At 74.0% G+C, this 24359-nt stretch carries 17 protein-coding genes; 13 read left to right on the forward strand and 4 right to left on the reverse strand.

Annotated features, from left to right (window positions below):
- The first annotated feature begins 32 nt into the window (after window positions 1-32).
- From CFP65_RS08120 to CFP65_RS08160, 9 genes are all read left to right on the forward strand, one after another.
- Window positions 33-3791 carry an amino acid adenylation domain-containing protein gene (locus tag CFP65_RS08120; RefSeq protein WP_104815457.1) on the forward strand — a complete coding sequence of 1253 codons (3759 nt, stop codon included), beginning with the start codon at window positions 33-35 and terminating at the stop codon, window positions 3789-3791.
- Window positions 3788-5080 carry an ATP-grasp domain-containing protein gene (locus CFP65_RS08125; RefSeq protein WP_104815458.1) on the forward strand — a complete coding sequence of 431 codons (1293 nt, stop codon included), beginning with the start codon at window positions 3788-3790 and terminating at the stop codon, window positions 5078-5080. Before CFP65_RS08120 ends, CFP65_RS08125 begins: the two co-directional genes overlap by 4 nt.
- Window positions 5081-5094: 14 nt before the next feature.
- The gene (locus CFP65_RS08130; protein WP_254552284.1) at window positions 5095-6048 is read left to right on the forward strand and encodes a U32 family peptidase; all 954 of its coding nucleotides are present in this window, start codon (window positions 5095-5097) and stop codon (window positions 6046-6048) included.
- A gap of 25 nt (window positions 6049-6073) precedes the next feature.
- Window positions 6074-7873 (forward strand): asparagine synthase (glutamine-hydrolyzing), encoded by a 1800-nt coding sequence (gene asnB / locus CFP65_RS08135; protein WP_104815459.1) that lies wholly within the window; start codon window positions 6074-6076, stop codon window positions 7871-7873.
- A gap of 17 nt (window positions 7874-7890) precedes the next feature.
- Entirely contained in the window at window positions 7891-8712 is an 822-nt protein-coding gene (locus tag CFP65_RS08140; RefSeq protein WP_104815460.1) for a hypothetical protein, read from the forward strand.
- 10 nt (window positions 8713-8722) lie between these two features.
- On the forward strand, window positions 8723-9637 hold the full coding sequence (locus CFP65_RS08145) for an aminotransferase class IV (RefSeq protein WP_104820724.1): 915 nt from the start codon (window positions 8723-8725) through the stop codon (window positions 9635-9637).
- Window positions 9625-10572: an AEC family transporter gene (locus tag CFP65_RS08150; RefSeq protein ID WP_104815461.1), complete on the forward strand. Its 948-nt coding sequence runs from the start codon at window positions 9625-9627 to the stop codon at window positions 10570-10572. The genes CFP65_RS08145 and CFP65_RS08150 overlap by 13 nt, the downstream gene beginning before the upstream one ends.
- Window positions 10573-10599: 27 nt before the next feature.
- Window positions 10600-11562 (forward strand): TauD/TfdA family dioxygenase, encoded by a 963-nt coding sequence (locus CFP65_RS08155; RefSeq protein WP_104815462.1) that lies wholly within the window; start codon window positions 10600-10602, stop codon window positions 11560-11562.
- A gap of 78 nt (window positions 11563-11640) precedes the next feature.
- Entirely contained in the window at window positions 11641-13890 is a 2250-nt protein-coding gene (locus CFP65_RS08160) for a glycosyltransferase family 39 protein (RefSeq protein ID WP_104815463.1), read from the forward strand.
- Window positions 13891-13991: 101 nt separating this feature from the next.
- On the opposite strand, the gene CFP65_RS38775 is transcribed toward CFP65_RS08160, so the two are convergent.
- From CFP65_RS38775 to moaA, 4 genes are all read right to left on the reverse strand, one after another.
- Window positions 13992-14138, reverse strand: coding sequence for a hypothetical protein (locus CFP65_RS38775; protein WP_158702090.1), 147 nt, complete (start codon window positions 14136-14138; stop codon window positions 13992-13994).
- Window positions 14135-18466 carry a KR domain-containing protein gene (locus CFP65_RS42045; RefSeq protein ID WP_104815464.1) on the reverse strand — a complete coding sequence of 1444 codons (4332 nt, stop codon included), beginning with the start codon at window positions 18464-18466 and terminating at the stop codon, window positions 14135-14137. Before CFP65_RS42045 ends, CFP65_RS38775 begins: the two co-directional genes overlap by 4 nt.
- Window positions 18467-18647: 181 nt before the next feature.
- Complete coding sequence (locus tag CFP65_RS08170) at window positions 18648-19394, reverse strand: HNH endonuclease family protein (protein WP_104815465.1); 747 nt, start codon at window positions 19392-19394, stop codon at window positions 18648-18650.
- Window positions 19395-19501: 107 nt separating this feature from the next.
- Window positions 19502-20512 carry a GTP 3',8-cyclase MoaA gene (moaA, locus tag CFP65_RS08175; protein ID WP_104815466.1) on the reverse strand — a complete coding sequence of 337 codons (1011 nt, stop codon included), beginning with the start codon at window positions 20510-20512 and terminating at the stop codon, window positions 19502-19504.
- Window positions 20513-20642: 130 nt separating this feature from the next.
- Between moaA and CFP65_RS08180 the strand changes: the two genes are divergently transcribed.
- The 4 genes from CFP65_RS08180 (at window position 20643) to CFP65_RS08195 (ending at window position 24297) form a co-directional block, all read left to right on the forward strand.
- Entirely contained in the window at window positions 20643-21260 is a 618-nt protein-coding gene (locus CFP65_RS08180; RefSeq protein ID WP_104815467.1) for an NTP transferase domain-containing protein, read from the forward strand.
- Window positions 21261-21429: 169 nt separating this feature from the next.
- Window positions 21430-22374 carry a hypothetical protein gene (locus CFP65_RS08185; protein WP_104815468.1) on the forward strand — a complete coding sequence of 315 codons (945 nt, stop codon included), beginning with the start codon at window positions 21430-21432 and terminating at the stop codon, window positions 22372-22374.
- Between the two features lie 133 nt (window positions 22375-22507).
- Complete coding sequence (locus tag CFP65_RS08190; protein WP_104815469.1) at window positions 22508-23347, forward strand: lipopolysaccharide assembly protein LapB; 840 nt, start codon at window positions 22508-22510, stop codon at window positions 23345-23347.
- A 131-nt stretch (window positions 23348-23478) separates the two neighbouring features.
- Window positions 23479-24297: a (2Fe-2S)-binding protein gene (locus tag CFP65_RS08195; RefSeq protein ID WP_104815470.1), complete on the forward strand. Its 819-nt coding sequence runs from the start codon at window positions 23479-23481 to the stop codon at window positions 24295-24297.
- The last annotated feature ends 62 nt before the right edge of the window (window positions 24298-24359 follow it).

Raw genomic sequence — 24359 nt, forward strand, 5'->3', positions numbered from 1 at the left:
CCCTCGCCTCGTCCGCCGATGAAGGAACCACCATGAGCGCCGTACCCGCGCTGCAAATACCCGTCGGGGAATTCGAAAGCCGTACCGCCGACCTCCGCTCGGTCTTCTCCTGGACCTGTGCCGACTTCCGCGCACTGACCGAGTTCACCGCCGAGCGCGGCCTGGCCGCCACCGAGCTGTTCGGCGCCGCCTTCACGCTGCTGGTCCACCGGTACTCCGGCCAGGACGACCTGGTGCTGGCCCGCAGCAGCGGCCCCGACCGGCCGGCCCGGCCGGTGGCCGTCCGCTCCCGGATCGCGGACGACCTGACCTTCGCCGAGCTCACCGCGATGCTCTCCGCCCGCTACCGGGCCGGGGTCGAACAGAGCGCCGGGCCCGCCGATCTCGGCAGCGGCCTGCGGGTCGGCTTCCTGAGCCGGGCCGAGGGCGAACGGGTCGGCCCGCCGGACGGATTCGACCTGCTGCTGGAGGCGGTGGACACCCCCGAGGCGGTGCGCTTCACCCTGCACTACGACGCCGGCCGGTTCGGCGAGGGCTTCGTCTCCCGGCTGGCCGCCAACCACCGCGCGCTACTGCTCGACGCCTGCGCCCGCCCCACCGTGCCGGTGCGCGAGCTGTGCCTGCTGGCCGAGGCGGAGCTGCGGTACCTGGTGGCGGAGGTCAACGCCACCGCGCTGCCCTACCCGGCCGACAGCACGCTGCACGCGCAGGTCGAGGCCCAGGCCGCCCGCACCCCGGACGCCCCCGCCGTCCGCTGGCGGGAGACCACCTGGAGCTACCGCGAGCTGGACGAGCAGGCCGACCGGCTGGCCCGGGCCCTGCACGCCCGGGGCATCGCTCCCGGCTCCCGGATCGGCGTCTCCACCGCCCGCAGCCACCGCACCGTCGCCCTGCTGCTCGCCGTACACAAGGCCGGCTGCGCCTACGTGCCGCTCGACCCGGCCTATCCGGCCCAGCGGCTGAGCGCGATCGCCGCCACCGCCGAACCGGCCGCCGTCGTACTGGACGGCGAGACGGCCGACTGGCTCGACGGGGTGAGCGCCGCCGCGCTGCCGCTCGATGAGCTCTGGGAGAAGGCGGCGGCCGAGCCCGCCGAGCCGCTCGGGCTCGCCGTGGCGCCGACCGACACCACCCACCTGATCTACACCTCCGGCTCCACCGGCCTGCCCAAGGGCGTGGTGATCAGCCACCGCAACGTGGTCGCGCTGCTCGCCTGGGCCCACCAGGTCTACCGGCCCGAGGAGTTGGCCCGGGTCCTGTTCGCCACCTCGCTCAACTTCGACCTCTCGGTCTTCGAGCTCTGGGCCCCGCTGACCACCGGCGGCTGCGTCCTGGTGGTGGACAACGTGCTCGCCCTGACCGAGGACGAGACGCTCCGCCCCACCCTGGTCAACACCGTGCCCAGCGCGCTCAACGTGCTGCTCCAGCGCTCGGCCGTGCCCGCCGGCACCACCGTGCTGAACGTCGCGGGCGAGCCGCTGGCCAAGGAGCTGGTCAACGCCGCCTTCGAAACCACCGGCGTCGAGCGGCTGTTCAACCTGTACGGGCCCTCCGAGGACACCACGTACTCCACCTGGAAGTGCTTCACCGGCCCGCTCGAGAGCAGCCCCACCATCGGCGTGCCGATCGCCAACACCGTCGCCTACCTGCTCGACCGGTACGGGCAGTTGGTGCCGCGCGGCGTGGCGGGCGAGCTGCACCTGGGCGGCGACGGCCTGTCCAGCGGGTACACGGGCGATCCCGAGCGCACCGCCGCCGCCTTCGTGCCCGCCCCGGCCCCGCTGCCGCCCGGCCCGCTCTACCGCACCGGCGACCTCGCCCGGTGGACGGAGGAGGGCGAGCTGGCCTTCATGGGCCGGCGGGACAACCAGGTGAAGGTGCGCGGCTTCCGGATCGAGCTCGGCGAGATCGAGTCGGTGCTGCGCGCGGTGGTCGGCCTCAAGGACGTGGCCGCGCTGGCCGTCCGCCAGGGCGAGGACACCCGACTGGTCTGCTACGTGGGCCTGGAGGGCGAGCCGATCACCGTGGAGGAGATGAGCGCGCACCTGCGGCGCGAGCTGCCGCACTACATGCAGCCCGCCAAGATCCTGGTCACCGACCGGCTGCCGCAGCTGCCCAACGGCAAGGTGGACCGCAAGGCGCTGGCCGCCCAGGAGGTCGACTGGGCCGCCGGCGAGAGCGGCTTCCACAGTGACGACCCGCAGGAGGCCGCGGTGGCCCGGGTCTGGGCCGAGCTGCTGGGCGTCACCCGGCTCACCGCCGAGCTGGACTTCTTCTCGGTCGGCGGCCACTCGCTGCTGGCCAACCTGCTGGCCGCCCGCCTGGGCGACGCGGCGGCCCGCCCGGTGCGGGTGGCCGAGATCTACGAGCACCGCACCCTGGCCGACCAGGCCCGGCTGCTGCGGGCCAAGCTGGCCCAGGGGCCGGTGAGTACGGCCGGCGGCGAGGCCGCCCGGCGCCGCGCGGTGGCCGAGACGCTGCACGAATCCGGCACCGGCCACGGCGTGCCCGGCGCCGGCGCGGCCGTCTACCTGGACGGCGAGCTGGAGTTCAGCTACCACGGCGTGGACGACACCGTGACCGGGGCGGAGCGCGACGCGGCCTCCCGCCAGCGGGTCACCTGCATCACCAAGCCGATGCTGGCCTTCACCGCGCTGCGCCTGGTCGACCGCGGCCTGGTCGGCCTGGACGAGCCGCTGAGCACCCTGCTGCCGCAGGCCTTCCGCCGCGCCGACGGCTCCACCGTCGAGGTGACGCTCCGTCAACTCCTGACCCACACCAGCGGGATCGACGACTCCTACGAGATCTGGCACGACACCGACCTGCCAAGCCTCGACGCCTACCTCGACAGCTTCGCCGAGTACGGCCAACTCTTCGAGCCGGGCGAGGTGTTCGCCTACTCCGCCTGCGGCACCTCGATCGTGGCCGGGTTGATCGAGCGGCTGCTCGGCATCCCGTGGCGCCGGGCCGTCAACGAGCTGCTGCTGGCCCCGCTCGAGATCGCGCCGATCCCCGAGACGCTCACCGAAGGCGGCCACTACGGCGGCAGCATCTCGGCGGGCTACCTGTGGAGCGAGAGCGAGCAGGAGTTCACCCGGCACGACCCGCCCCGGCAGACCGTGGCGGACGACGCGGCCGGCTCCTTCTCGGTCTGCCTCACCCTGCCCGAGCTGGCGAGCATCGCCCTGCTCGCGCTGAACGACGGCGTGGCCCCCAGCGGCGAGCGGCTGCTCTCGGCCGAGCTGGCCGAGCAGATGCGCACCCCGCAGATCCCGGTGCCCGGTCACCACTTCATGCACGCCTGGGGCCTGGGCTGGCTGATGTTCGGCCCGAGCGCCTTCGGCTTCAACTCCAACGGCAGCGGCCACCACAACTTCATCCAGATCTTCCCCGAGCAGCGCTCCTTCCTGCTCCTGCTGGCCAACGCCTACCCGGCCTTCGGCCTCTACGAGGACCTGCTGCGCGCGCTCACCGGCGAGGGCCTGATCCGCACCGGCCGCCCCTTCGAGCTCGCCCTGGAGGCCTGCACCGGCCGCTACGAGTCCTCCGGCTACCGCCTGGACGTGCTGCCCGGGGCCGACCACCTCGGCTACCGCTACGCCGAACGCCGACCCGGCGGTGCCTGGCTGCCGTTGGACGAGGGTGACCTGGTGCTCTCGGGAGCCGGCGGCTTCAGCTCAATGTCCAAGGCCAACGTCCTGGCCGGTTCGATCTCCTTCATCCCCCTGCCCGGCACCGACACCCCCGGCTTCGTACGGATCGGTCAGCGCTTCGCGAGGAAGGTCCGATGACCACCCCCACCCCTGCCCCCGCCCCCGCCGCCAAGCACGTCCTGTTCGTCACCTGGAAGGCCGGCAACGCCCCCGCCTTCGAGGCCGCCAAGCGCCTGGGCCACCACGTCACCCTGATCCGCTCGCTGGCGATGGAGGCGGCCCAGCACATCGACTTCGACGCCTCCCCCTACGGCGAGTTCGTCGACACCGTGCACGTGCTGCCCGACGCCACCGAGTACGAGGCGCTGCGCGAGTGCGTGCTGGCGGTGCACGCCGAGCGCCCGGTGGACGGCTTCGTGGCCACCGTGGACGCCCTGGTGGTGCCGGTGGCCCGGATCGCCGAGGAGATCGGCGTGCCGTTCACCAGCGCGAGCGGCGCGGCGGCGGCCAAGCTGAAGAACCGCTGCCGGGAGATCCTGGCCGCCGCCGGGGTGGACTCCACCCGGCACGCGGTGGTGGCCGGGGTCGAGGAGGCGGCCGCCTTCGCGGCGGCCACCGGGTACCCGGTGGTGGTCAAGCCGGCCCGGGGCTCGGCCAGCGAGGGCGCGCACATCGTGCCCGACGAGGCCCGGCTGCGCGAGCTGCTCGCCGGGGTGGAGCCGGGCACCGGCGTGTACGAGGCCGGGGTGCTGGTCGAGGAGTACCTGACCGGCCGGTTCGTCTCGGCCGAACTCGGGCTCTCCCGTGGTAAGTTCCTCCGGCTGGCGGTCAGCGAGCGCTCCACCTGGGAGCGGCACGAGGCGCTGGAGACCGGCACCACCATCCCGGCCGCGATCAGCGCCGAGGACCAGGCGGCGGTGCTCGACTTCGCCGAGCGGGTGGTCGGCGCGGTGGGTCTGGGGCTCGGCATCTTCCACGTCGAGATCATGCTCGGCGCGGACGGCCGGCCCCGGCTGATCGAGCTCAACCCGCGGATCATGGGCTCCTGCCTGCCCAATCTGTTCAAGCTCGCGGGCGGCGGCGACATCTTCGAACTCCTGGTCCGGATCCACCTGGACGAGGAGGTGGACCCAGGCGAGATCAGCTTCACCCACCACGCCACCGTCCGCTGGTTCGGCGCGGCCGACGCCGCCCCGAAGCCGGCCCGCGTCCCGGACCTGGGCTGGGCCGCCGCCGAGTACGGCGACAGCCTGCACGCCTTCACCCTGGCCTTCCCCGAGGGCGAGGTGCTGCCGCCCTGCCGGGGCAATCTCGGCAACTTCGGCGAGGTGCAGACCGTCCACACCGACCATGCGACATCCATCAGCATCGCCGAGGAGATCGTCCGCCGTACCGCGGACCTGCTCGGCCTCGAGGTGACGAGGTGACAGTGATGGCGCCCATGAGCACGTTCTTCGACGAGACCCGGGCCCAACTCACCCGGCTCGGCCTGCCCGGCGGCGACTCCCCGCTGATCGAGGGCTCCTCCCGCACCTTCGAGGACGGCTGCCAGTACCGGATCGAGGTGCCCACCGTGAACTCGGCCCGGGCCGCCGAGACCCTGCTCTCGGAGAGCCGCCGCCGCGGCTTCACGATCAACCGGATCACCGAGACCCGCGGCCTCTTCCGGCACACCGCCCGGGAGGTGGCCGAGTACGTGGAGCTGGGCCGCGAGTACGGCGCCGAGATCCTCATGTCGGTGGGCCCCCGGGCCAGTTACGACACCGGTGCGAGCGCCCACACCCCCGAGGGGATGCGGATCGGCTACCGCCTGCGCGGCCAGGAGCAGATCGTCCGCGCGGTGGAGGACGTCAAGCGCGGCGTGGACCTCGGGGTGCGCGGTTTCGTGGTCTACGACGAGGGCCTGCTCTGGGTGCTCAACCGGCTGCGGCTGAGCGGCGACCTGCCTAAGCACCTGCACCTCAAGGTCTCGGCCCACTGCGGGCACGGCAACCCGGCCTCGGCCCAGATGCTGGAGAGCCTGGGCGCGGACAGCTTCAACCCTGTCCGCGACCTCTCGGTGCCGATGATCGCGGCGCTGCGCCAGGCCGTCTCCATCCCGCTGGACTGCCACGTGGACAACCCGAAGGCCTCCGGCGGCTTCATCCGCACCTACGAGGCCCCGGAGTTCGTCCGGGTGGCCGCGCCGGTCTACCTGAAGACGGGCAACAGCGCGCTGGAGGGCCACGGCACCTGCCCCACCCCCGCCCAGCTCGACGACATCCTGCACCAGGTCGAGATCACCACCGAGTTCCTCGGCCGCCACCACCCGGCCGCGCGGCAGAGCCCCGCCCTCGACCTCGCGAAGCGCCCGGCGGAGCACCCCGCCCGCCGGCTCGCACCCGTCAGCCCGTAAGCCCGTACCGGAAGGCTCCCCACCCATGTGCCGCATCTACGGCCACTTCGGCGGCGCCCCCGTCGACCGCGAGGTGCTGCGGGCCGTCGCCCGGGGCATGCACCACGGCGGCCCCGACGAGCAGACCCTGCACCTCGCCGACACCTGGTCGCTGGGCAACAACCGCCTCGCCATCCAGGGCATCAGCCACGGCCACCAGCCCTTCACCCTGGGCGAGGCCACCTGCGTCTTCAACGGCGAGATCTACAACCACCGCGAGTTGCGGGCCGAACTCGCCGCCCAGGGCCACCGGTTCGAGGGCGACTGCGACGGCGACGTGCTGCTGCCGCTCTACCGGAAGTACGGCGACGCCTTCGTCTCCCGCCTGGAGGGCATGTACGCCATCGCGGTGGTGGACCGGCGCGGGGCCGAGCCCTGCCTCAAGCTGTTCAACGACCACGCCGGCATGAAGTCGCTCTACTACCACCTCTCCGCCGACGGCCGCCGGCTCAGCTTCGCCTCCGAGCTCGAATCACTGGCCCGCTTCCCGGACTTCCCGAGCGAGCTCGACCCGCTCGCGGTGGACCGTTACCTGGGCGGCAAGGCCGTCTGGGGCCCGGGCACCATGTACGCCGGGGTCCGCACCCTGGTGCCCGGCACCGTGCTGACCTTCGCGGGCGGCAAGCTGACTGAGCGTCAGATCGAACTGGCTCCCGCCGAGTTGGACTGGCCCGGTGGCGAGCCGAGCCTGGCCGGGGCGGGCGAGCTGCTGGACGGGCTGCTCCAGCGGGAGCTGGGCCGGATGCTGGACGCGGACGTACCGGTCTGTGTGATCACCAGCGGCGGCCTGGACTCCAGCTACACCTCGGCGCTGGCCGCACGGCTGGTGCCGGACCTGGCCTCCTTCAACATCGCCTACCAGGGAGACTGGCCCAGCGACGAGCGGGAGTTCGCCGCCGAGGTGGCCCGGCACTGCGGCACCCGGCACCACCAGGTGCTGCTCGACCCGGCCGGCTTCCCGGCGTTGATCGACCGGTTCGTCCGCCACCTGGACCAGCCCAACAACGCCCCGCACAGCCTCTCCACCTTCGCCCTCTTCGAGGCCATCCACCAGGCCGGCTTCAAGGTGGCGCTGACCGGCGACGGCGCCGACGAGCTGTTCGCCGGCTACGCCCGGTTCGTCAAGGCGGCCCGGGACGACAGCGCCAGCTGGCACCGCGACTACCAGCCCACCATGGCGGCCGTCCCGACGGCCACCCTGGACGGGCTCTACACCGCCGAGTACTGGGCCCAAGTCGGCGCCGCCGGCGGTTACTTCGGCGATCGCAGCGCCGATGAGCTCGCCGCCCGGGTGAGCAGCTCCGCGGACAAGCTGGAGACCCTGCTGCGCTACGACCAGTTCGAGCGCTTCCCGTACTACATCCTGCGCCGGGTCGACCACCTGAGCATGGCGCACTCGGTGGAGGCCCGGGTGCCCTTCCTCCAGCCGAGCGTGATGCGCTTCGCGCACGCGCTGCCGGCCGGGCTCAAGGTGGTCGGCGAGCAGGTCAAGGCCCCCGTGGTCGAGGCCGCCCGCCGCTGGGTGCCGCAGAGCGTGATCGACCGCCCCAAGCAGCCGTTCACCCTGCCCATCGCCGCCATGATCAAGCCCGGCCAGGCGCTGCACGAGCTGATCGGCGACACCCTGCTCGCCCCCGGCGCCCGCTGCCACGCCTACGTCCGGCCGGAAGCCGTCCGCGAGCTGTTCCGGCTCCAGTCGGAGCGCCCCGGCGCCCACCCGGCCGAAGTCCTCTGGTCACTCCTGATGCTCGAAACCTGGCTCACCACCAGGCACCTCAACCCCTGACCCCCTAGGAGCTTCCCGTGCCCCAGAACCCGCCCGCCGTACGGTCCCTGCTGGCCGGTGTCACCAAGGACGACATCCGCCGCGACCCCTTCCCGCACATCGTGATCAGCGACGCGCTCCCGCAGGAGCTCTACGACGCGCTGGCCGCCACCATGCCGACCGCCGAGTACATCGGCGAGAAGATCGGCAAGAAGATCACCTCGAACGAGCGCTACAACTACATGTCCGAGCACGTCCTGGGCGACCCGGCGATGGCCCAGGTCTGGAAGGAGTTCGTGACGTACCACTCCTCCCCGGAGTTCTACGCCGAGTTCCTCGACCTCTTCCACGAGGACCTGGTGGCCAACCTGCCCCAGGTGGAGCAGCAGACCGGCGCCCTGCGCGACCTGCGGGTCGGCCGCCGCAACCGGGACTCCTTCGACACCCACGACATCCTGATGGACTGCACCGCCGTCATCAACTCGGCCGTCACCGGCCGCCCTTCGGCCTACCGCGGCCCGCACGTGGACAAGCCGTACAAGCTCTTCGGCGGCCTCTTCTACATGCGCCTGGCCGAGGACGACGCGGTCGGCGGCGACCTGGTGCTCTACAAGTACCGCTCGGATGACCCGAAGTTCCGCACCAGCGCCTCCGAGTACGGCGACAGCCGGTTCGACATCGACCCGGAGTACGTGGAGGAGGTGACCACCGTGCCGTACCGCGCCAACACCCTGGTGATGTACCCGATCAACCCGCTGGCCCTGCACGGCGTCTCGGTGCGCAGCCTGACCGACCACCAGCGCCGGTTCATCGCGCTGGTCGGCGACCTCCAGCACCACCTGTTCGACCTCGCGATCTGAGGTGGCCGAGATGATCCCCTTCGACCAGCGCTCCGGCCGCCTCTGGTACGACGGCAAGCTCGTCGACTGGCCCGAGGCCACCCTGCACGTGCTCACCCACGGCCTGCACTACGCGAGCAGCGTCTTCGAGGGCGTGCGGATCTACGGCGGCGAGCCGTTCATGCTGCGCGAGCACATCGCCCGGCTGCGGGCCTCGGCCCGGATCCTCGACTTCGACCTGGAGCACGCGGACGAGACGCTCCGGCTGGCCACCCTGGAGGTGGTGGCCGAGGCGGGCATCACCGACGGCTACGTCCGGATGAACGCCTGGCGCGGCTCGGAGGTCATCCAGACCGCCGCACTGAAGACCTCGGTGCACACCTCGGTGGCCGCCTGGGAGATCCCGGCCGGCTACTACGCGGCGGAGGACGCGCTGGAGACCGGCATCGCACTGGTGACGGCCGACTACCGCCGGCCCTCCCCGCAGTACGCCCCGGTCAAGAGCAAGGCCGCGGGCAACTACATGATCGGGACGATCAGCAAGAACCAGGCGCTGCGGGCGGGCTTCGACGACGCCCTGCTGCTGGACGACCGCGGCCTGATCGCCGAGTCCACCGGCGCGCACGTCTTCTTCACCAAGGACGGCACGCTCCACACGCCGACCACCCGCTGCACCATCGACGGCATCACCCGGGCCTGCGTGCTCGGGCTGGCCGAGCAGCTGGGCATCCCGGCCGAGGTCGGCGACCTGGCGCCGGAGTTCACGGCCGAGGCGGACGGCGCCTTCGTCTGCGGCACGGCCTGCGAGCTGCTGCCGGTCTCCCGGATCGACGATCACCGCTACGACCTGCGTGGCAATCTGGTGATCAAACAACTGATCGACGGCTACCGCGAATTGGTGGCCGGTGCCCGCAAGCTGGAGTTGCACCACCCATGGAAGCAGTAGCAGCACTCGAAAAGCTCGTCCCCGTCGTGCTCGCCTTCGGGTGCGGCGTGGTCCTCGCGCGGCGGAAGGTGGTGCCGGCCGAAAGCTCCAAGGTCTTCGCCGACTACGCCTTCCTCTTCGCGGTGCCGTGCTACCTGTTCGGCAACATCTACCGCAGCGACCTCGGCCAGCTCTTCTACTGGCGGGCGATCGGCGGCTACGCCGCCACCGCGGCGCTGGCCGCCCTGGTGATCGGGCTGGTCGCCCGGGTCGCCGGGACGCGCGAGCCGCGGGGCATCGCGCTGAGCGTCATGGCGGGGGTGCAGGTGAACACGGCGTACTTCGCCGTGCCCGTGTTCATCATGCTGTTCGGGAACGCGGCGCCGATCTTCCCGGTGCTGCTCTTCCAGGTCTGCGTGCTCTCCCTCGTGATCATCTCGATCATGGAGCTGGGCCGGCCGACCGCCCAGGGAGGGCCCGTCCAGCGGCTCTCCCGGGCCGTCGGGGCCTCGCTGGTCACCCCCGTGGTGCTCGCCTGCAACGCGGGCATCCTGTTCAACCTGCTGTCGGTGCCGATACCCAAGCCCTTCCTCGACAGCTTCGCCTTCGTCGGCGACAGCGCCTCACCGGTCGCCCTCTTCGCCCTCGGCCTGCACCTGGGCGGCTCCGGCCTCTCCATCCGGGGCACCACGCTCCAGGAGCTCTGGCTGGTCGGCTTCAAGTGCGTGCTCTTCCCCCTGCTGGCCTGGGGGCTCTGCCACTACGCCTTCGGCGTCAGCGGGCCGTGGCTCACCTACCTGGTGCTGATCGCCGCGATGCCCGCCCCACAGAACCTGTTCATCTTCGCGCAGCGCTACGACGTCGGTGTCGACATGTCGGCCGCCCTCGTCGTCAAGAGCTCGCTGGCCGCGCTGCTCCTGCTCCCGCTCTGGGTGCAGTGGGCCGCCCACGCCTGACCCTCTCGTGAAAGGCACAACCACACCGTGACCCAGACCGCGCACGCCACCCGACTCTCCGTCCGCCAGGTCGCCGGCCGGATCGGCGCCGAGATCTCCGGCGTCGACCTCCGCGAGGAGCTGGACGAGGCCACCGTGGCCGAGATCCGCCAGGCCGTGCTGGCCCACCGGGTGGTCTTCTTCCGCGACCAGCAGATCGACCACGCCCAGCACGTGGCCTTCGGCCGCCGCTTCGGCGCCCTGACCCGCCGTCCGGGCAAGAAGCACGGCGTGCACCCCGAGGGCTTCCCGGAGATCCTCACCGTCGACCCGAAGGCCGACGTGGAGCGCTACGGCAAGGGCTTCGAGGAGCACTACCAGCGCAAGTGGACCTCCCCGCTGGCCGGTTGGCACAGTGACCTGACCCAGGCCGTCAACCCGCCGAACCTCTCCATCCTGCGCGCCGAATCCACCCCGCTGTTCGGCGGCGACACCCAGTGGACCAACACCGTGGCCGCCTACGAGGGCCTGGCCGCGCCGCTGCGCGCCCTGGTCGACACCCTGCAGGCCGAGCACGCCTTCTTCACCGGCGTGCACCTGCGCCACTCCGACGAGCGCGACCGCGAGATCCTCAAGATCTACTGCGAGGACCCCCAGGTCGCGATCCACCCGGTGGTCCGGGTGCACCCCGAGACCGGCGAGAAGGCCCTCTTCGTCAGCCCCGGCTCCACCACCCGGATCATGGGCTTCACCGAGCTGGAGAGCCGCCACCTGCTCGACCTGCTCTTCCAGCACCTGACCAGCGCCGAGTACACCGTCCGCTTCCGCTGGGAGCCGGGCTCGATCGCCTTCTGGGACAACCGCGCCACCTGCCACTTCGCGCCCACCGACTTCGCCCACCTGGACGCGGACCGCGTGATGCACCGCGTCACCGTCCTCGGCGAGCCGGCCCTCGGCCCGGACGGCTTCACCTCCGAGCTCGTCTCCGGCGACCGGCTGGCCGCCTGGTAACCGCCGTCGGTCCGCTTTTAGAGGCGGCTTCCAGGCCCGTCTCATGGGAATCTCAGCGCGGCCCCCGAGCGTGTTCCCATGACCACGACCAGTTCCGTACCTCCGACCAGCGACCCGTGGCCCAAAGCCGCGAACTACCCGCCGCCGGAGCCTCCGGCGCGGTCCACGGTGCTCTACCCTCCGGTCGACCAGAGCCCGCCCGGCAGCCCGGGCGGGCTACGCACCCTGCCCGCCCGGTTCTGGCGCGGGCGGCCGGCCGACCCGGCCTGGGTGCGGCCGGCCCTGCTCGGGCTGCTGGCCGCCACCGGGGTGCTCTACCTCTGGGGGCTCTCCGCCTCCGGCTGGGCCAACGCCTTCTACTCCGCCGCCGTCCAGGCCGGCACCCGCAGTTGGGAGGCCTTCTTCTTCGGCTCCTCCGACGCGGCCAACTTCATCACCGTCGACAAGCCCCCGATGTCGCTCTGGCCGATGGAGCTCGCCGCCCGGGTCTTCGGCCTCAACTCCTGGACGGTGCTCGGGCCCGAGGCCCTGATGGGCGTGGCCACCGTCGGCGTGGTCTACGCGACGGTGCGCCGCCGGTTCTCCCCCCTGGCCGGCCTGGTCGCGGGCGCGGCCCTCGCGCTCACCCCGGTCGCCGTCCTGATGTTCCGCTTCAACAACCCCGACGCGCTGCTCGTGCTGCTGATGGCGCTGGCCGCCTACGGCCTGCTGCGCGCGGTCGAGACCGCCTCCACCCGCTGGCTGCTGTTCACCGGCGTGATGTTCGGCTTCGGCTTCCTCACCAAGACCCTGCAGGCGGTGCTGATCCTGCCCGCCTTCGCCCTGATCTACCTGGTGGTCGCCCCCACCGGCCTCGGCCGCCGCGTCCGCCAGCTCCTGTTGGCCGGCCTGGCCGCCGTGGTCTCGGCCGGCTGGTGGGTGGCCGTGGTCGAGCTGCTGCCGGCCGGCTCCCGCCCGTACATCGGCGGCTCGCAGGACAACAGCTTCCTCTCCCTCACCTTCGGCTACAACGGCTTCGGCCGGATCACCGGCAACGAGACCGGCTCGGTCGGCGGCGGTGGCCGCCCCGGCGGCGGCGCGGGCGGCGGCGGGAGCATGTGGGGGTCCACCGGCCTCGGCCGGCTCTTCGGCACCGACATCGGCGGCCAGATCGCCTGGCTGCTGCCCGCCGCGCTCGCCCTGCTGGTCTTCGGCCTCTGGGCCACCCGCCGCTACGCCCGCACCGACACCGCCCGGGCGGCCTTCCTGGTCTGGGGCGGCTGGCTGCTCTCCACCGCGCTGGTCTTCAGCTTCATGTCCGGCATCTTCCACCAGTACTACACCGTGGCCCTCGCCCCGGCGGTCGCCGCCCTGGTCGGCATGGGCGTGGACGGCCTCTGGCGGGCCCGGCACCGGCTCCCGTACGCGGCGGTGCTCGCCGTGGTGGTCGGCGGCACGGCCGTCTGGTCCTACCTGCTGCTCGGCCGCAGCTCCGGCTTCCAGCCCTGGCTGCGCGGCGCCGTCCTGATCGGCGGCCTGGCCGCCGCGGGCACCCTGCTGCTCGCGTCCAGGATCACCGGCCCGGCGGCCCGCCGCACCGCCGCCGTCGGCGGCCTGATCGCCCTCGCGGCCACCTTCGGCGGCCCCACCGCCTACGCCCTCGACACCGCCGCCACCGCACACACCGGCTCCATCCCCACCGCCGGCCCGCGCGTGGCCGACGCCCGCGGCTTCGGCGGCGGCGGCGGCGGCCCGGGCGGCTTCCCCGGCGGCAACCGCACCGGCCGCACCCGCGGCACCTTCCCGAACGGCGGTCTCCCCGGCGGCGGTTTCCCCGGCGGCACCCGGAACGGCACCGGCCAGACCGGCAGCCTCCCCGGCGGCGGCACCTTCCCCGGGGGTACGTTCCCCGGCGGCACCTTCCCCGGCCGCACCGGCGAACGCGGCGGCTTCGGCGGCGGTGGCGGCATGGGCGGCCTGCTCGACGGCGCCCGGGTCAGCACCGAACTCGCCACCCTCCTCAAGCAGGACGCCGCCAAGTACACCTGGGTCGCCGCCGCCGTCGGCTCCCAGAACCAGGCCAGCTACCAACTCGCCACCGACGAACCGGTGATGGCCCTCGGCGGCTTCAACGGCACCGACCCCTCCCTCACTCTCGCCGCCTTCCAGCAGTACGTCCAGCAGGGCCGCATCCACTACTTCATCGGCGGCGGCATGGGCGGCTTCGGCGGCGGCAACCGCTCCGGCGGCTCCACCGAATCCCAGCAGATCACCACCTGGGTCGAATCCCACTACACCGCCAAGACCATCGGCTCCGCCACGGTCTACGACCTCACCACCCCCAAGTAACCCCTCGGAAGTAGCCCCTCGGACGCGCCGAGCAGGGGCGCGGGGAGCCGCGCGGCCCGTCATCGTCACGGCCGCACACTGGTCCCCGCGCCCCAGCTGCGCTATCCGAGCCAGCCGCCGCCCTCCTCCACGGCCGCCAACAGCCGCACCTGGTACTCCTGGTGCACCGTCAGCACCGTCGCGTGCGCCCGCTGCAGCGCCACGATCAACTCGGCCACCAGCTCGGCCGACTCCTGTGCCTCGCTCATCGCGCCTTCTCCTCCTCCGCCACCGCTGCACCGACCACCGTCACCAACTCGCCCGCCCGGCCAGGGCCGAGCTGGCGCACGAAGGAATCCACCCCCGCCGTCCGGCTCAACCAGCGCTCTCCCGTGCGGCCCCGGGACTTCCGCCAGGGGCCCCAGGCGATCGAGGAGACCCTGCAGTGCGGGTGGTCCGCCCGCCAGGCGCAGGCGAAGCGGTCCAGCGCCTCGTTGGCGAGGGCCTGGTCGATCGCCCGGCCGCTGCCGTCGGGCCCGGCGGCCGAGCTGAAGAGGACCAGCTCCCGCAACCGCTCGTGCTCCAACACGTCGAGCAGCTGCACCAACCCGGCCAGTCGGGCATCCACCACCCGCGCGGCCCCTCGCACCGTCCGCCCTGCCGACGGGCCGGCCGAGGGTGCCCCGGCACCGTGCACCAGGCCGGTGATCCGCCCCGCGTAGGGTTCGAGCACGGCCCGGACGGCCTCCGCGTCCGCGAGGTCCACCGCCAGGTACTCCGCCCGCACGCCCGACTCGGCCAGCCGGGCGAGCGTCGCATGGATCTCGGCCAGCGCGGCGAGTTCGGCCGCCTGCCGGTCCAGCCGCCGCTGCGCCGCCGGGGCCTCGACCTCCCGACCGGCCCGCCGCAGTCGCTCCGCCAGCCCGGCCCTGAGCTCCGCCTCTCCCGCCAAGCCGAGGGCCCAGTCCGGGAGTTCGGTCAGCGGGGTGCGCCCGATCAGCACCAGCCCGCACCCGGCCTGCTCGGCCAGCCGCTGCACGCACCAGGAGGTGATCCCCCGCGCCCCGCCGGTCACCAGCAGCAGGTCCTCGGGTCCCAACTCCCGCACCGGACCGGCCGCCAAGGCCTGATCCGGCGCCGACTCCAGCCGCACCACCCGTCGGCCCGCCGGCCCGTGGGCGACCTCCGTCACCCCGGGGTCCTCGTCCTCGATCTCGGCCAGGAACAGCTCACCGAGCCCCTCCGCCGCCAGCTCCGGCGCGAAATCCACGGCCCGGCTGAACAGCCAAGGCTCCTCCCGGGCCAGCGTCTTGGCCAGGCCGCCCAGCCCGCCGGCCAGCGCCGCCGGCCACCGCCCGTGCGAACCGGCCAGCCCGAGCGCCCCGTCCAGATCGGTCACCGTGACGAACCCGGCCCGCTGCTCCGCCCCGGCCCAGCTCCGCAGCGGCGCCATCGCCTGCTCGGCCACCAGCACCGAGTGCCGCAGCCTGGCCACCACCCGCTGCGGATCAGCCAGCGTCTCATGCCCGGCCGTCAACACGCAGAGTCCGAACTCGCCTACCCCACCCAGTACTTCGGCCAGCGCCGACTCACTCCAGTCGGCGAGCACCGCCGCCTTCCCCCGCGCCACCGTCCCGGGCACCCCGACACTGGTCACCGCGAACCCGGCGTACCGCAGTGCTGCCCGGCAGAGCCGCGCCAACCGACTGTCGTCGTCCAACAGCAGCGCCGCCGGCCGCTCCCCGTACGCCTCCCGCCACCGCACCGCCGCCCCCTGCTCCCGCAGCACCGGATGCCACCGCTCGGCCGCCCCGCCCGGTTCCGGCTCGCCCCCAGCCTCCGACTCCCCCGCCCCGCCAGGCTCACCCGCACCGCCCGCCGGCCCCACCACCACGCCGACAGCCCGGCCCGCCTCCGGCTCACCCCCATCCGGCTCGCGCCCGGCCCACTCGCGCCCGACCGCCTCGCCCTCCCCGGAGTCACCCCCGACCGCCTCGCCCTCCGCCCACTCGTCAGCGGCGACCGCCTCGGACGGCCCCGCTCCCCCCTCCCGGCTCCCCCAGCCCACGCCGGCCCCGTGGCTCTCCACCCGGCCCTCGTAACCCTTGCCCTTCCCCGCGTCCCACCAGGCCGACAGCCCCACGGCCGAGTCCCCCTCGCCCGCCGCCCGCAGCGCCGCACCGGGCAGCCCGAGCAGCGCCGAGAAGACCTCCGCCGCCCGCGCGTGCGCCTCGCTCAGCGCCAGGCTGTGCCGCTGCAGGGCCTCCGCCCCGGCCCGCCGCGCGGGTTCGGGGCTGGCCAGCAGACCGCCGAGTGCGCGGGCGGTCTCCAACTGCGTGGTCAGGAAGCGGTGGTGCAACTCCAGGTGGGCCGCCACGGCCTCCGCCATCCTCCCCCCGCCCGCGACGGCCCCGCCCTTCACCTCCGGGCCCGGCGCACCCGACTCCTCCGCCTCGATCAGCACTCCACCCACGACCTCTCCCTCTCCCGTTCCACCCAAGCTCTCCGCCGCCGCCGGCGCGTACGTCCGGGACGGGTCCGGCACCGTCACCCGCACCCCGAGCACGGCCAACCGCACCACTGCCGCCCGGATCCCGGTCGCCGCGTCCGCGCCCGGCCCCGGATCCACCGCCACGTACTCCGCTGCCCCGCCCAGCGCCCGCCGGACCACCTCACCGATCCCCGCCCCCGGCCCGAACCCGACGAACACCCGAGGCCCGTCGGCCGCCAACTCACGCAAGCGGTCGACGAGTTCGTCCTGCTGCTCAGCCGGAGCGGACGCCCGCGCCCGCTGGCAGCGCTGCCCGGGCAGCCGTCGCGCCCCGCCGCCACCCGGCCCGTCCGGGCCGGCGGCCACCAGCCCCATCAGCGCCTCGTCCTCGAAGCCCCCAGCCGCGCCTAGTGCCGTCAACTCCCCGACCCCCCAACCGAGTACGGCCACTGGCCGCAACCCAGCCCCGGCCAGCACCCGGTACTGCCCGAGGGCCAAGGCGGCCACCGCCGGTGCGGCCACCCCGGGCCGCCGCAGACGGGCCGCCGCCACGGCCGGCACCGTGCCACCCACCGGGAAGACCGCCTGCGCCAGGGACGGTTCGTCATCAGCGGAAGCAGCGGCACAGTTGGCGGCGTCGAAGGCCGCCCGCACGGCGGGGAAGGCCATCGCGGCCGACCGGCCCATGTCGGGGTACCGGCCGTCCTCCGCGCCGAACAGTGCGACCACCTCGGTCTCCGCCGCGAGCCCCCGCCTCCGGTAGTGGATGCCCTCGGGGTGCTGCCAACTCTCCGCCTCCGGCCGGGCGTCCAGCTCGGCAGCGGCCAACCGCCGCAGCCGCCCGGCCACTTCCGGATCCTCGGCCACGAACCCCAGCCGGGCGTGCCCCACCGGCACCGCGCCCCCGACCGGCGGCGCCCCGCTCGCCAGCAGCGACCAGAGCGCGTCCGGATCCGGCGCGTGCCAGAACCAGGCCTCCGCCGTCGCGTGCCCGGCCACCTCCGGGGCCGCCCCGCCCCACTCCTCCAGCACCGCGTGGTGCAGCTCCCCGCCGAGGCCAAGCGCCGAGACCCCGGCCCGCCGCACGGGTCGGCGCGGATCGCGGATCCAGGGCCGCGCCTCGGTGTTGAGGTAGAGCGGCCGCCCGGGGCCGGGAGCCAGGGCCTCGATCGGGCGCTCGACGCCGCCCGTCGGCGGCAGCAGCCGGTGGTGCAGCGCGAGCACCGCCTTGATCAGCCCGGCTGCCCCGGCCGCCGCCCCCAGGTGCCCGACCAGCGACTTCACACTGCCGACCGCCGACCGCTCCCGCTCGCCGCCACCCCCGAAGCACTCGACCAGCAGGGCGGCCTCGGCGGCATCCTCCGCCGGGCAGCCACTCCCGTGCGCCTCGACCAACTCCACGCTCTCCGGGGGCAGTTCACAGGAGTCGTACACCCCCCTCGGCCCCCCACCCCCGACCCCCCGCAGCACCGCGTACACCCGGTCGCCGTCCCGCTCCGCGTCCGCCAGCCGCTTGAGCACCAGCAACCCGATGCCCTCGCCGGACACCGCACCCTCCGCATCCCGGTCGAACGGCCGCACCAGGCGGCCGCGACCGACCGCACCCTCGGCCGACCCCGGGTCCCCCAGCGAGCACCCCCCGGCCAGCATCAAGTCGACTCGCCCAGCCAGGAGTTCACCGACGGCCTTGGCCAGCGCGACCATCGCCCCCGCCGCCCCGGCCGTCACCTCGCGGCAGACCGCCCCCAGCCCGAGCCGGTCGGCCAGCCACCAGACCGGCGAAGCCCCGCCGCCCCCGCCGAGCACCACCCCGGCCCGCACCGGCACCGGGCAGCCCGCGTCCGCCAGCGCCGCCCGGGCCACCGCCAACCCGGCCGCCCGCACCCGGGCAGCGCCGTCCGCACCGCCGCCCTCCCAACCTGCGTCTTCTCCGGGTAGGTTGACAGGCATCCCGACCGACCCTCGGCCCGCCACCACCTGCGCCCAGTACGCCCCGAGGTCGGCGGCCCCGGGGAACGCCCCGGCCAGACCGACCACGGCCACCACGGCCGGCTGCGGCGCCACCGCACCGGAGTCGCTCGTCGGCTTGCTCTGCGGATTCTGCACGGGCTGCCTCTCCGGCGGGGACGGTGGACGTGAGCCCCAACCACCGCCCCCACCCCCAGGTCACCACCAGCCACCCGCACGGCGGGTACCAAATGGTCCGTCCAGCAGACAGCGCGTACGAATCGTCCGCCCGGACGGTCCAGTGCCGCGCACCGCGCCGCGCGGCGTCCCGGCCCAGCCCTCAGCCGCCGCAGAGCTGGAGCATGGTCTTCTTGTCGGCGGGCTGCACGGGCAGCTTGTACTTCAGCGAGACCTGGGCGAACCGGACGGCGTACGAGCAGCGCACCGCCTCGTTGGCGGGCAGCCAGGTGGACGGGCCGGAGTCACCCTTGGAGGCGTTCTGCGAGCCGTCGGCGGGGATCAGGTTGAGCGGGTCGTTGGCGATCTGCACCCGCTTGGCCTTGTCCCAGGTGGCGGCGCCCATCTGCCAGTCGTAGGAGAGCGGCATCACGTGGTCGATCTGGATCTTCGTGGCCTGCTGCTTGGTCCACTGCACGGTCTTGCCGGTGTAGGGGTCGTAGATCGACATCCCGGTCACCACGCAGCTGGAACCCTCCTTGTGCTCCAGCCGCTTGCCGTCGCGGGCGAGCAGGTCGTCCCGGGTGTCGCAGTTGTTGCGGGCCAGCGCCACGCCGTCGGCGGTGTCCGTCCAGGCGGGGCCGAACTGGTCGCGGTCGTAGCCGGCCCTCGGGCCGGGGTCGGCGGTCTTCACCTTGGCGATCAGCTCCCGGGCGGCCTTCCGGTCCGCGTCCGAGGTGAGCGGCGCCAACCCCGGCTTGGTGCCGTCCGGGTTGTCCAGCGGGCTGGCGCCGAGCTCGGCGGGCGGCGGCGCCGCGTCCTGCGAGGTCTTGGCACTGCTGCACCCGGCGAGCACCGGAGCGGCGAGCAGCAGGACGGCAACGGGCAGGGCGGTACGGCGCAGGCGCACGGAATCAATCCCTCGAAGGTGTGACAGCTGACGGCCCACCAGCAGACCAGTCGGCCCACACCGGGTCAAGTCACCACAACGAGGACACCCCTAGCGCAGGTGCACCGTCAGCCGCCGATCGCCGACATCGGCCGGTCCGGCTGGACGAAGTCCGCCGAGCCGATGTCATGGCCGGGGCCCTTGCGGGCGATGGTGGCCCGCCAGGCCCGCTCGATCTCGGCGTCGTCCGCGCCGCCGCGCAGCAGCGCCCGCAGGTCCGACTCGGTGGTGGCGAACAGGCAGTTGCGCAGCTGGCCGTCGGCGGTCAGCCGGACGCGGTCGCAGCCGCCGCAGAACGGCCGGGTGACGGAGGCGATCACGCCGACCACGGTGTCGGTGCCGGCGATCCGCCACTCCTCGGCCGGGGCGTTGCCGTGCCGGCCGACCGGCACCAGCTCCCAGCGGGCGCCGAGCACGGCGAGGATCTCGTCGGCGGTGATCATCTTGGTCCGGTCCCAGGCCCCCTGCGCGTCCAGCGGCATCGACTCGATGAACCGCATCCGGTACCCGTGCCCGGCGGCGAACTCGACCAGGTCGAGCAGCTCGTCCTCGTTGACCCCGCGCACCGGCACGGCGTTGACCTTCACCGGGGCCAGCCCGGCGGCCTGCGCGGCGGCCAGGCCGGCGAAGACGTCGGCGATCCGGTCCCGCCGGGTGATCGCGGCGTACCGCTCGGGGCGCAGGGTGTCCAGGCTGACGTTGACCCGGTGCAGCCCGGCCTCCTTGAGGGCGAGGGCCTGCCGGGCCAGGCCGATCCCGTTGGTGGTGAGCGATAGCTCGGGGCCGATCTCGGTGAGGCGGGCCACCAGGCCGGGCAGGCCACGCCGCAGCAGCGGCTCGCCGCCGGTCAGCCGGATCGAGGTGATGCCGAGCCGCCGGACGGCGATCCGGACCAGCCGGACGATCTCCTCGTCGGTCAGCACGTCCGGCTTGGGCAGCCAGTCCAGGCCCTCGGCGGGCATGCAGTAGGTGCACCGCAGGTTGCAGCGGTCGGTGAGCGACACCCGCAGGTCGGTGTGGACCCGGCCGAAGCGGTCGACCAGCGGTGCGGGTGCGGGGTCCAGGTGCCAGGTGTCCATCGCCCCAGTGAAGAGCCCGCCACCCGGAATCTCCAGCGGCGGATGCCCCGGCGACCCGCCCCGACCTGCGGCAACGGCTTGGACGATCATCCAACTACCGCCCCCACCCCAAGCCCACCAGACTGGCCCCATGGCAGCCACCCCCTCCTCTCCCGTCCCGGCCCTGATCCTCGCGGCGGGCGGCGGCCGCCGCCTCGGCGGACGGCCCAAGGCGCTGCTGCCCTACCGGGGTCGGCCGCTGGTCGAGCATGCGGTGGGGGTGGCCCGGGCGGGCGGCTGCGCCGAGCCGGTGGTGGTGCTGGGCGCGGCGGCCGAGCAGGTCCGGGCCACCGCCCGGCTGGACGGCTGCCGGCTGGCGGAGAACCCCGACTGGGAGTCCGGCATGGGCTCCTCCCTCCGCGCCGGCCTGGCCGCCCTCCCGCCGGAGGCGCCGGCCGTCCTCGTCCTGCTGGTCGACACCCCGGGCGTCACCCCGGCGGCCGTCTCCCGCCTGCTCGCCGCCCACGCGGCCGGCGCCGGCCTGGCCGCCGCCGCCTACGCCGGCCGCCGCGGCCACCCCGTCCTGATCGCCGCCCACCACTTCGCCGAGACCCTCGCCACCGCCCGGGGCGACGTCGGCGCCCGCGCCCTGCTCGCCGCCCACGCCGAGGAGCTCACCCTGGTCGAATGCGGCGACATCGCCACCCCGGACGACCTCGACACCCCCGAAGACCTCGCCCGCTGGACGGCCCGGAGCCACCTCGACTGAACGCAGGACACCCGGATCCGGCCAGCGGAGGAGGGTTTCCCGCCGGACGGCGGGGGTGCCCCTGAACTGTCCCTGAGGTCTTGGGGCAATCGGGCCCGGCCCCGGCGGCGATCGGGGACGATGGGCGGGAAAGCCACCCGACCCGACCCCCGAACGGACGGTGTGCGTGATGCCCGGCCTGCCGCTACCCGACGACTTCGGCGACGCCGACCGGTACGAGGCGGCCCGGTACGCCGACCCCGACCAGCCGGGCGCCGCACCGCCCGGAGCAGCACCGCCCGCCGGCACGCCGCAGGTCGGCGACCGGTACGGCACCCTCGACCGGTACGGCGCCGACGGCGGCCAGCCCGCCGGGGTGAGCGCGATCCGCTGCCCGGCCTGCCGCCGCGAGCACCTGTACGAGCCTCCCAGCCTGCCCTGCCCGTGCGGGGCGAGGCTGCGGGTGCCGCTGCTGCGCGGCGGGGTGCCGGTGCAGGTGCGGTTCCGCTCCTGGGAGGACTCCTGGCTGAGCATGCGCTGCCCGCACTGCGGCCGGGGCGACCAGTGGCCGCAGCCCGAGTTCACCTGCAACTGCGGCGCCACCGTCCGGCTCCCGGTCGACCGCGCGACCCGCGCGCAGAGCACCGGCCCGCTCGGCCTCCCCGCCACCCCCCGGGCGCCGCTGCCCTTCGGCGGCCACCCGACGGCCGAGCCCGCCTACCGGGTGCCGCCGCAGGGCGAGGCCCGCCCGCCCTTCCGCCCGCACCCGGTCCGCACCGCCGAGGACGCGGTGCTCACCGCCGCCCGCTACCTGCGCTGGCTCGGGTTCGAGGACCTCGAACTGACGGACGACCAACCGGGGCGCGCGGCCATGCTGTTGGGCGGTCGGATGGTCGCCCAGGTCGACCCGGGCCCGGGCCAGGCGGACGTGAAGACCATCGAGTGCCTCTGGCTGCAGACCCTGCACGCGGAGGAGATCGCCGCCGCGCTGTTCGCCGTCGGCGGCTTCTCCCACCAGGCCGCCGTGCGCGGCGAACAGCTGCTGGTGGCCCTGTTCCACCTGGACTCCGCCGGGCTGCCGCAGCCCGCCAACGGGGCCGCCGAGGCACTCACCGAGACCGGTTGGACCTCCTGAAACTCCGTCCCCATTCACCTCGGCGTCACCTGAAACCTGTGCGACACGCCGAAGAATCTGCCGCTCGTGATCTGGTGCACAAGCTCACCCCCGTGTTGAATTGCCGCCACGGTGGCAGCCTCGGGCTGCCGCCATGCCGGGCACCGCACACAAGGAGGTGGCGTTGTCGGAGCACCGTACGGCCTCGGGGGGAGAGGCGGAGGCGGTCTGGCGGCTGAGGTCGCGGGGCTGCTGGCAGGAGGCCGCCGAGTTACTCCGCCCGAGTGCCGAGACAGATCCGGAAGCGGCCCTCTGCCGGGCCGAACTCCTCATCGAACAGTGCCTGTTCACCGCCGGCCACTGGCAACAGGCCGAGGACGCGCTCCGGCTGGCCGAGGCCGGGGTGACCGGCACCGCGCAGCGCGCGGCGGCCTCCTGCGCCCGGGGGTTCCTCGCCTACCTGGCCAGCGTGCTCGGCCGCCGCGACCGGCTGGACGAGGCCCAGGCCGCCCTCGGCCGGACCTCCGCACTGCTGCCGCCGAACGCGCCCGGCCGGCCGCTGCTCGACTTCCGCCGGGGCCTGGTCGCCGAGAACCTGCTGCACGATCCGCAGGCCGCCCGGATGGCCTACCACCGGGCGCACGAGGGGGCGGTCGAACACGGCGACGCACTGCTCAGCTCGTACACCTGGCGGCACCTCGCCACCCTCGCCCTGGCGGCCGGCGACCAGGAGCGGGCCCGGGAGGGCTTCCGGGCCTCGCTGCGGCTGCGCGAGGAGCTCGGCTTCACCGTCGGGGTGGCGCCCGCGCTGGCCGCGCTGGCCGAGGTCTCCGAACCGGAGGAGGCGGCGCGCCTCCGAGCCGAGGCGGCCCGGCTGGTGCAGGCTCTCGGGGGCGTACCGGTCTGGCTCTCCCGGGGCTCGGGCGCCGTGCCCGGGCCGGGGGCTCCCCCGGACGGCCGCATGCGGCAGGACGCGGGCGGCACCGTCGGCTAAGGTGAGGCTAACCTGCCCCGGGTGCGCGGCACTTGACCTGCCGTCAGTCCGCTACCCGGGGTCGCCTCCCCAGCCGCCCCGCGCGCCCCGCCCCCACCCGGAGCGCCGGACGACCCGATGGGCCTCGCACCATGACCACCGGCACCACCGCGCCGCCCGTCGCACCCACCACACCCGCCGCTCCCCTGCTCGCCTCCTACGGCAGGTTGCGCGAGGTCTTCCCCGCGCTCCGCGTGCACCACCGCGCGCCGCGAGCCGGCCAGGGCTGGATCCGCACCGCCGACCTGCTCCGCCACCGCCCCACCCTGCGCGCGCTGATCGCCGTGGACGCCCACCAGGGCCTGGCCCGCTACGGCACCCCGCTGCGCCCGGACGTGGCGGCCGGCTTCTGCCTGCACCGCTACTGCTGGCCGGTCTCGCTGCTCTTCACCCTCCCCTGGTTCCTCGAGCGCCGGGTGCCCCGGATCCCCGCCGAGGCCGTCGCGCTGCGCCGCCGCAGCAACGAACTCTCCTTCCGCTACGAGGAGTTCAGCTGCCTCCCGGACGACCCGGCAGCCGGCCTGCCCGCCGCCCGGGTGGTGCCGGACGAGGCCGCCCTGCGCGAGCGGCTGCTCGCCGCACTCGCCGAGCACCTGGCCCCCGTCCTGACCGCCTTCCGCCCCGAGCTGCGGCGCGGCCCGCACACCCTGCGGGCGATGGCCACCGACGACGTGATCGAGGCGCTCTGGTACGCGGGCAGCCTGCTCGGCGCCGAGGACCGGGCCGCCGAAGAACTCACCGAGCTGTTCGGCCAGGCGAGTTCGGAGTTCTTCACCCCCGGCGGCACCGGCTTCCGACGGACCGAACGGCCCGCCGCCCCGCCCGTCCGCTCCCGCACCAGGCTCAGCTGCTGCCTCTACTACACCGTCCGCGCCGAGGACGCCTGCGCCGGCTGCCCCCGTCGGAAGTGATTGCCCGTCAAGGACGGTCGTTCATCCTACTGATATGCCCGTATACGGTACGGAATTCCCTC

This window comes from Kitasatospora sp. MMS16-BH015 (assembly GCF_002943525.1).
GTDB lineage: Bacteria > Actinomycetota > Actinomycetes > Streptomycetales > Streptomycetaceae > Kitasatospora.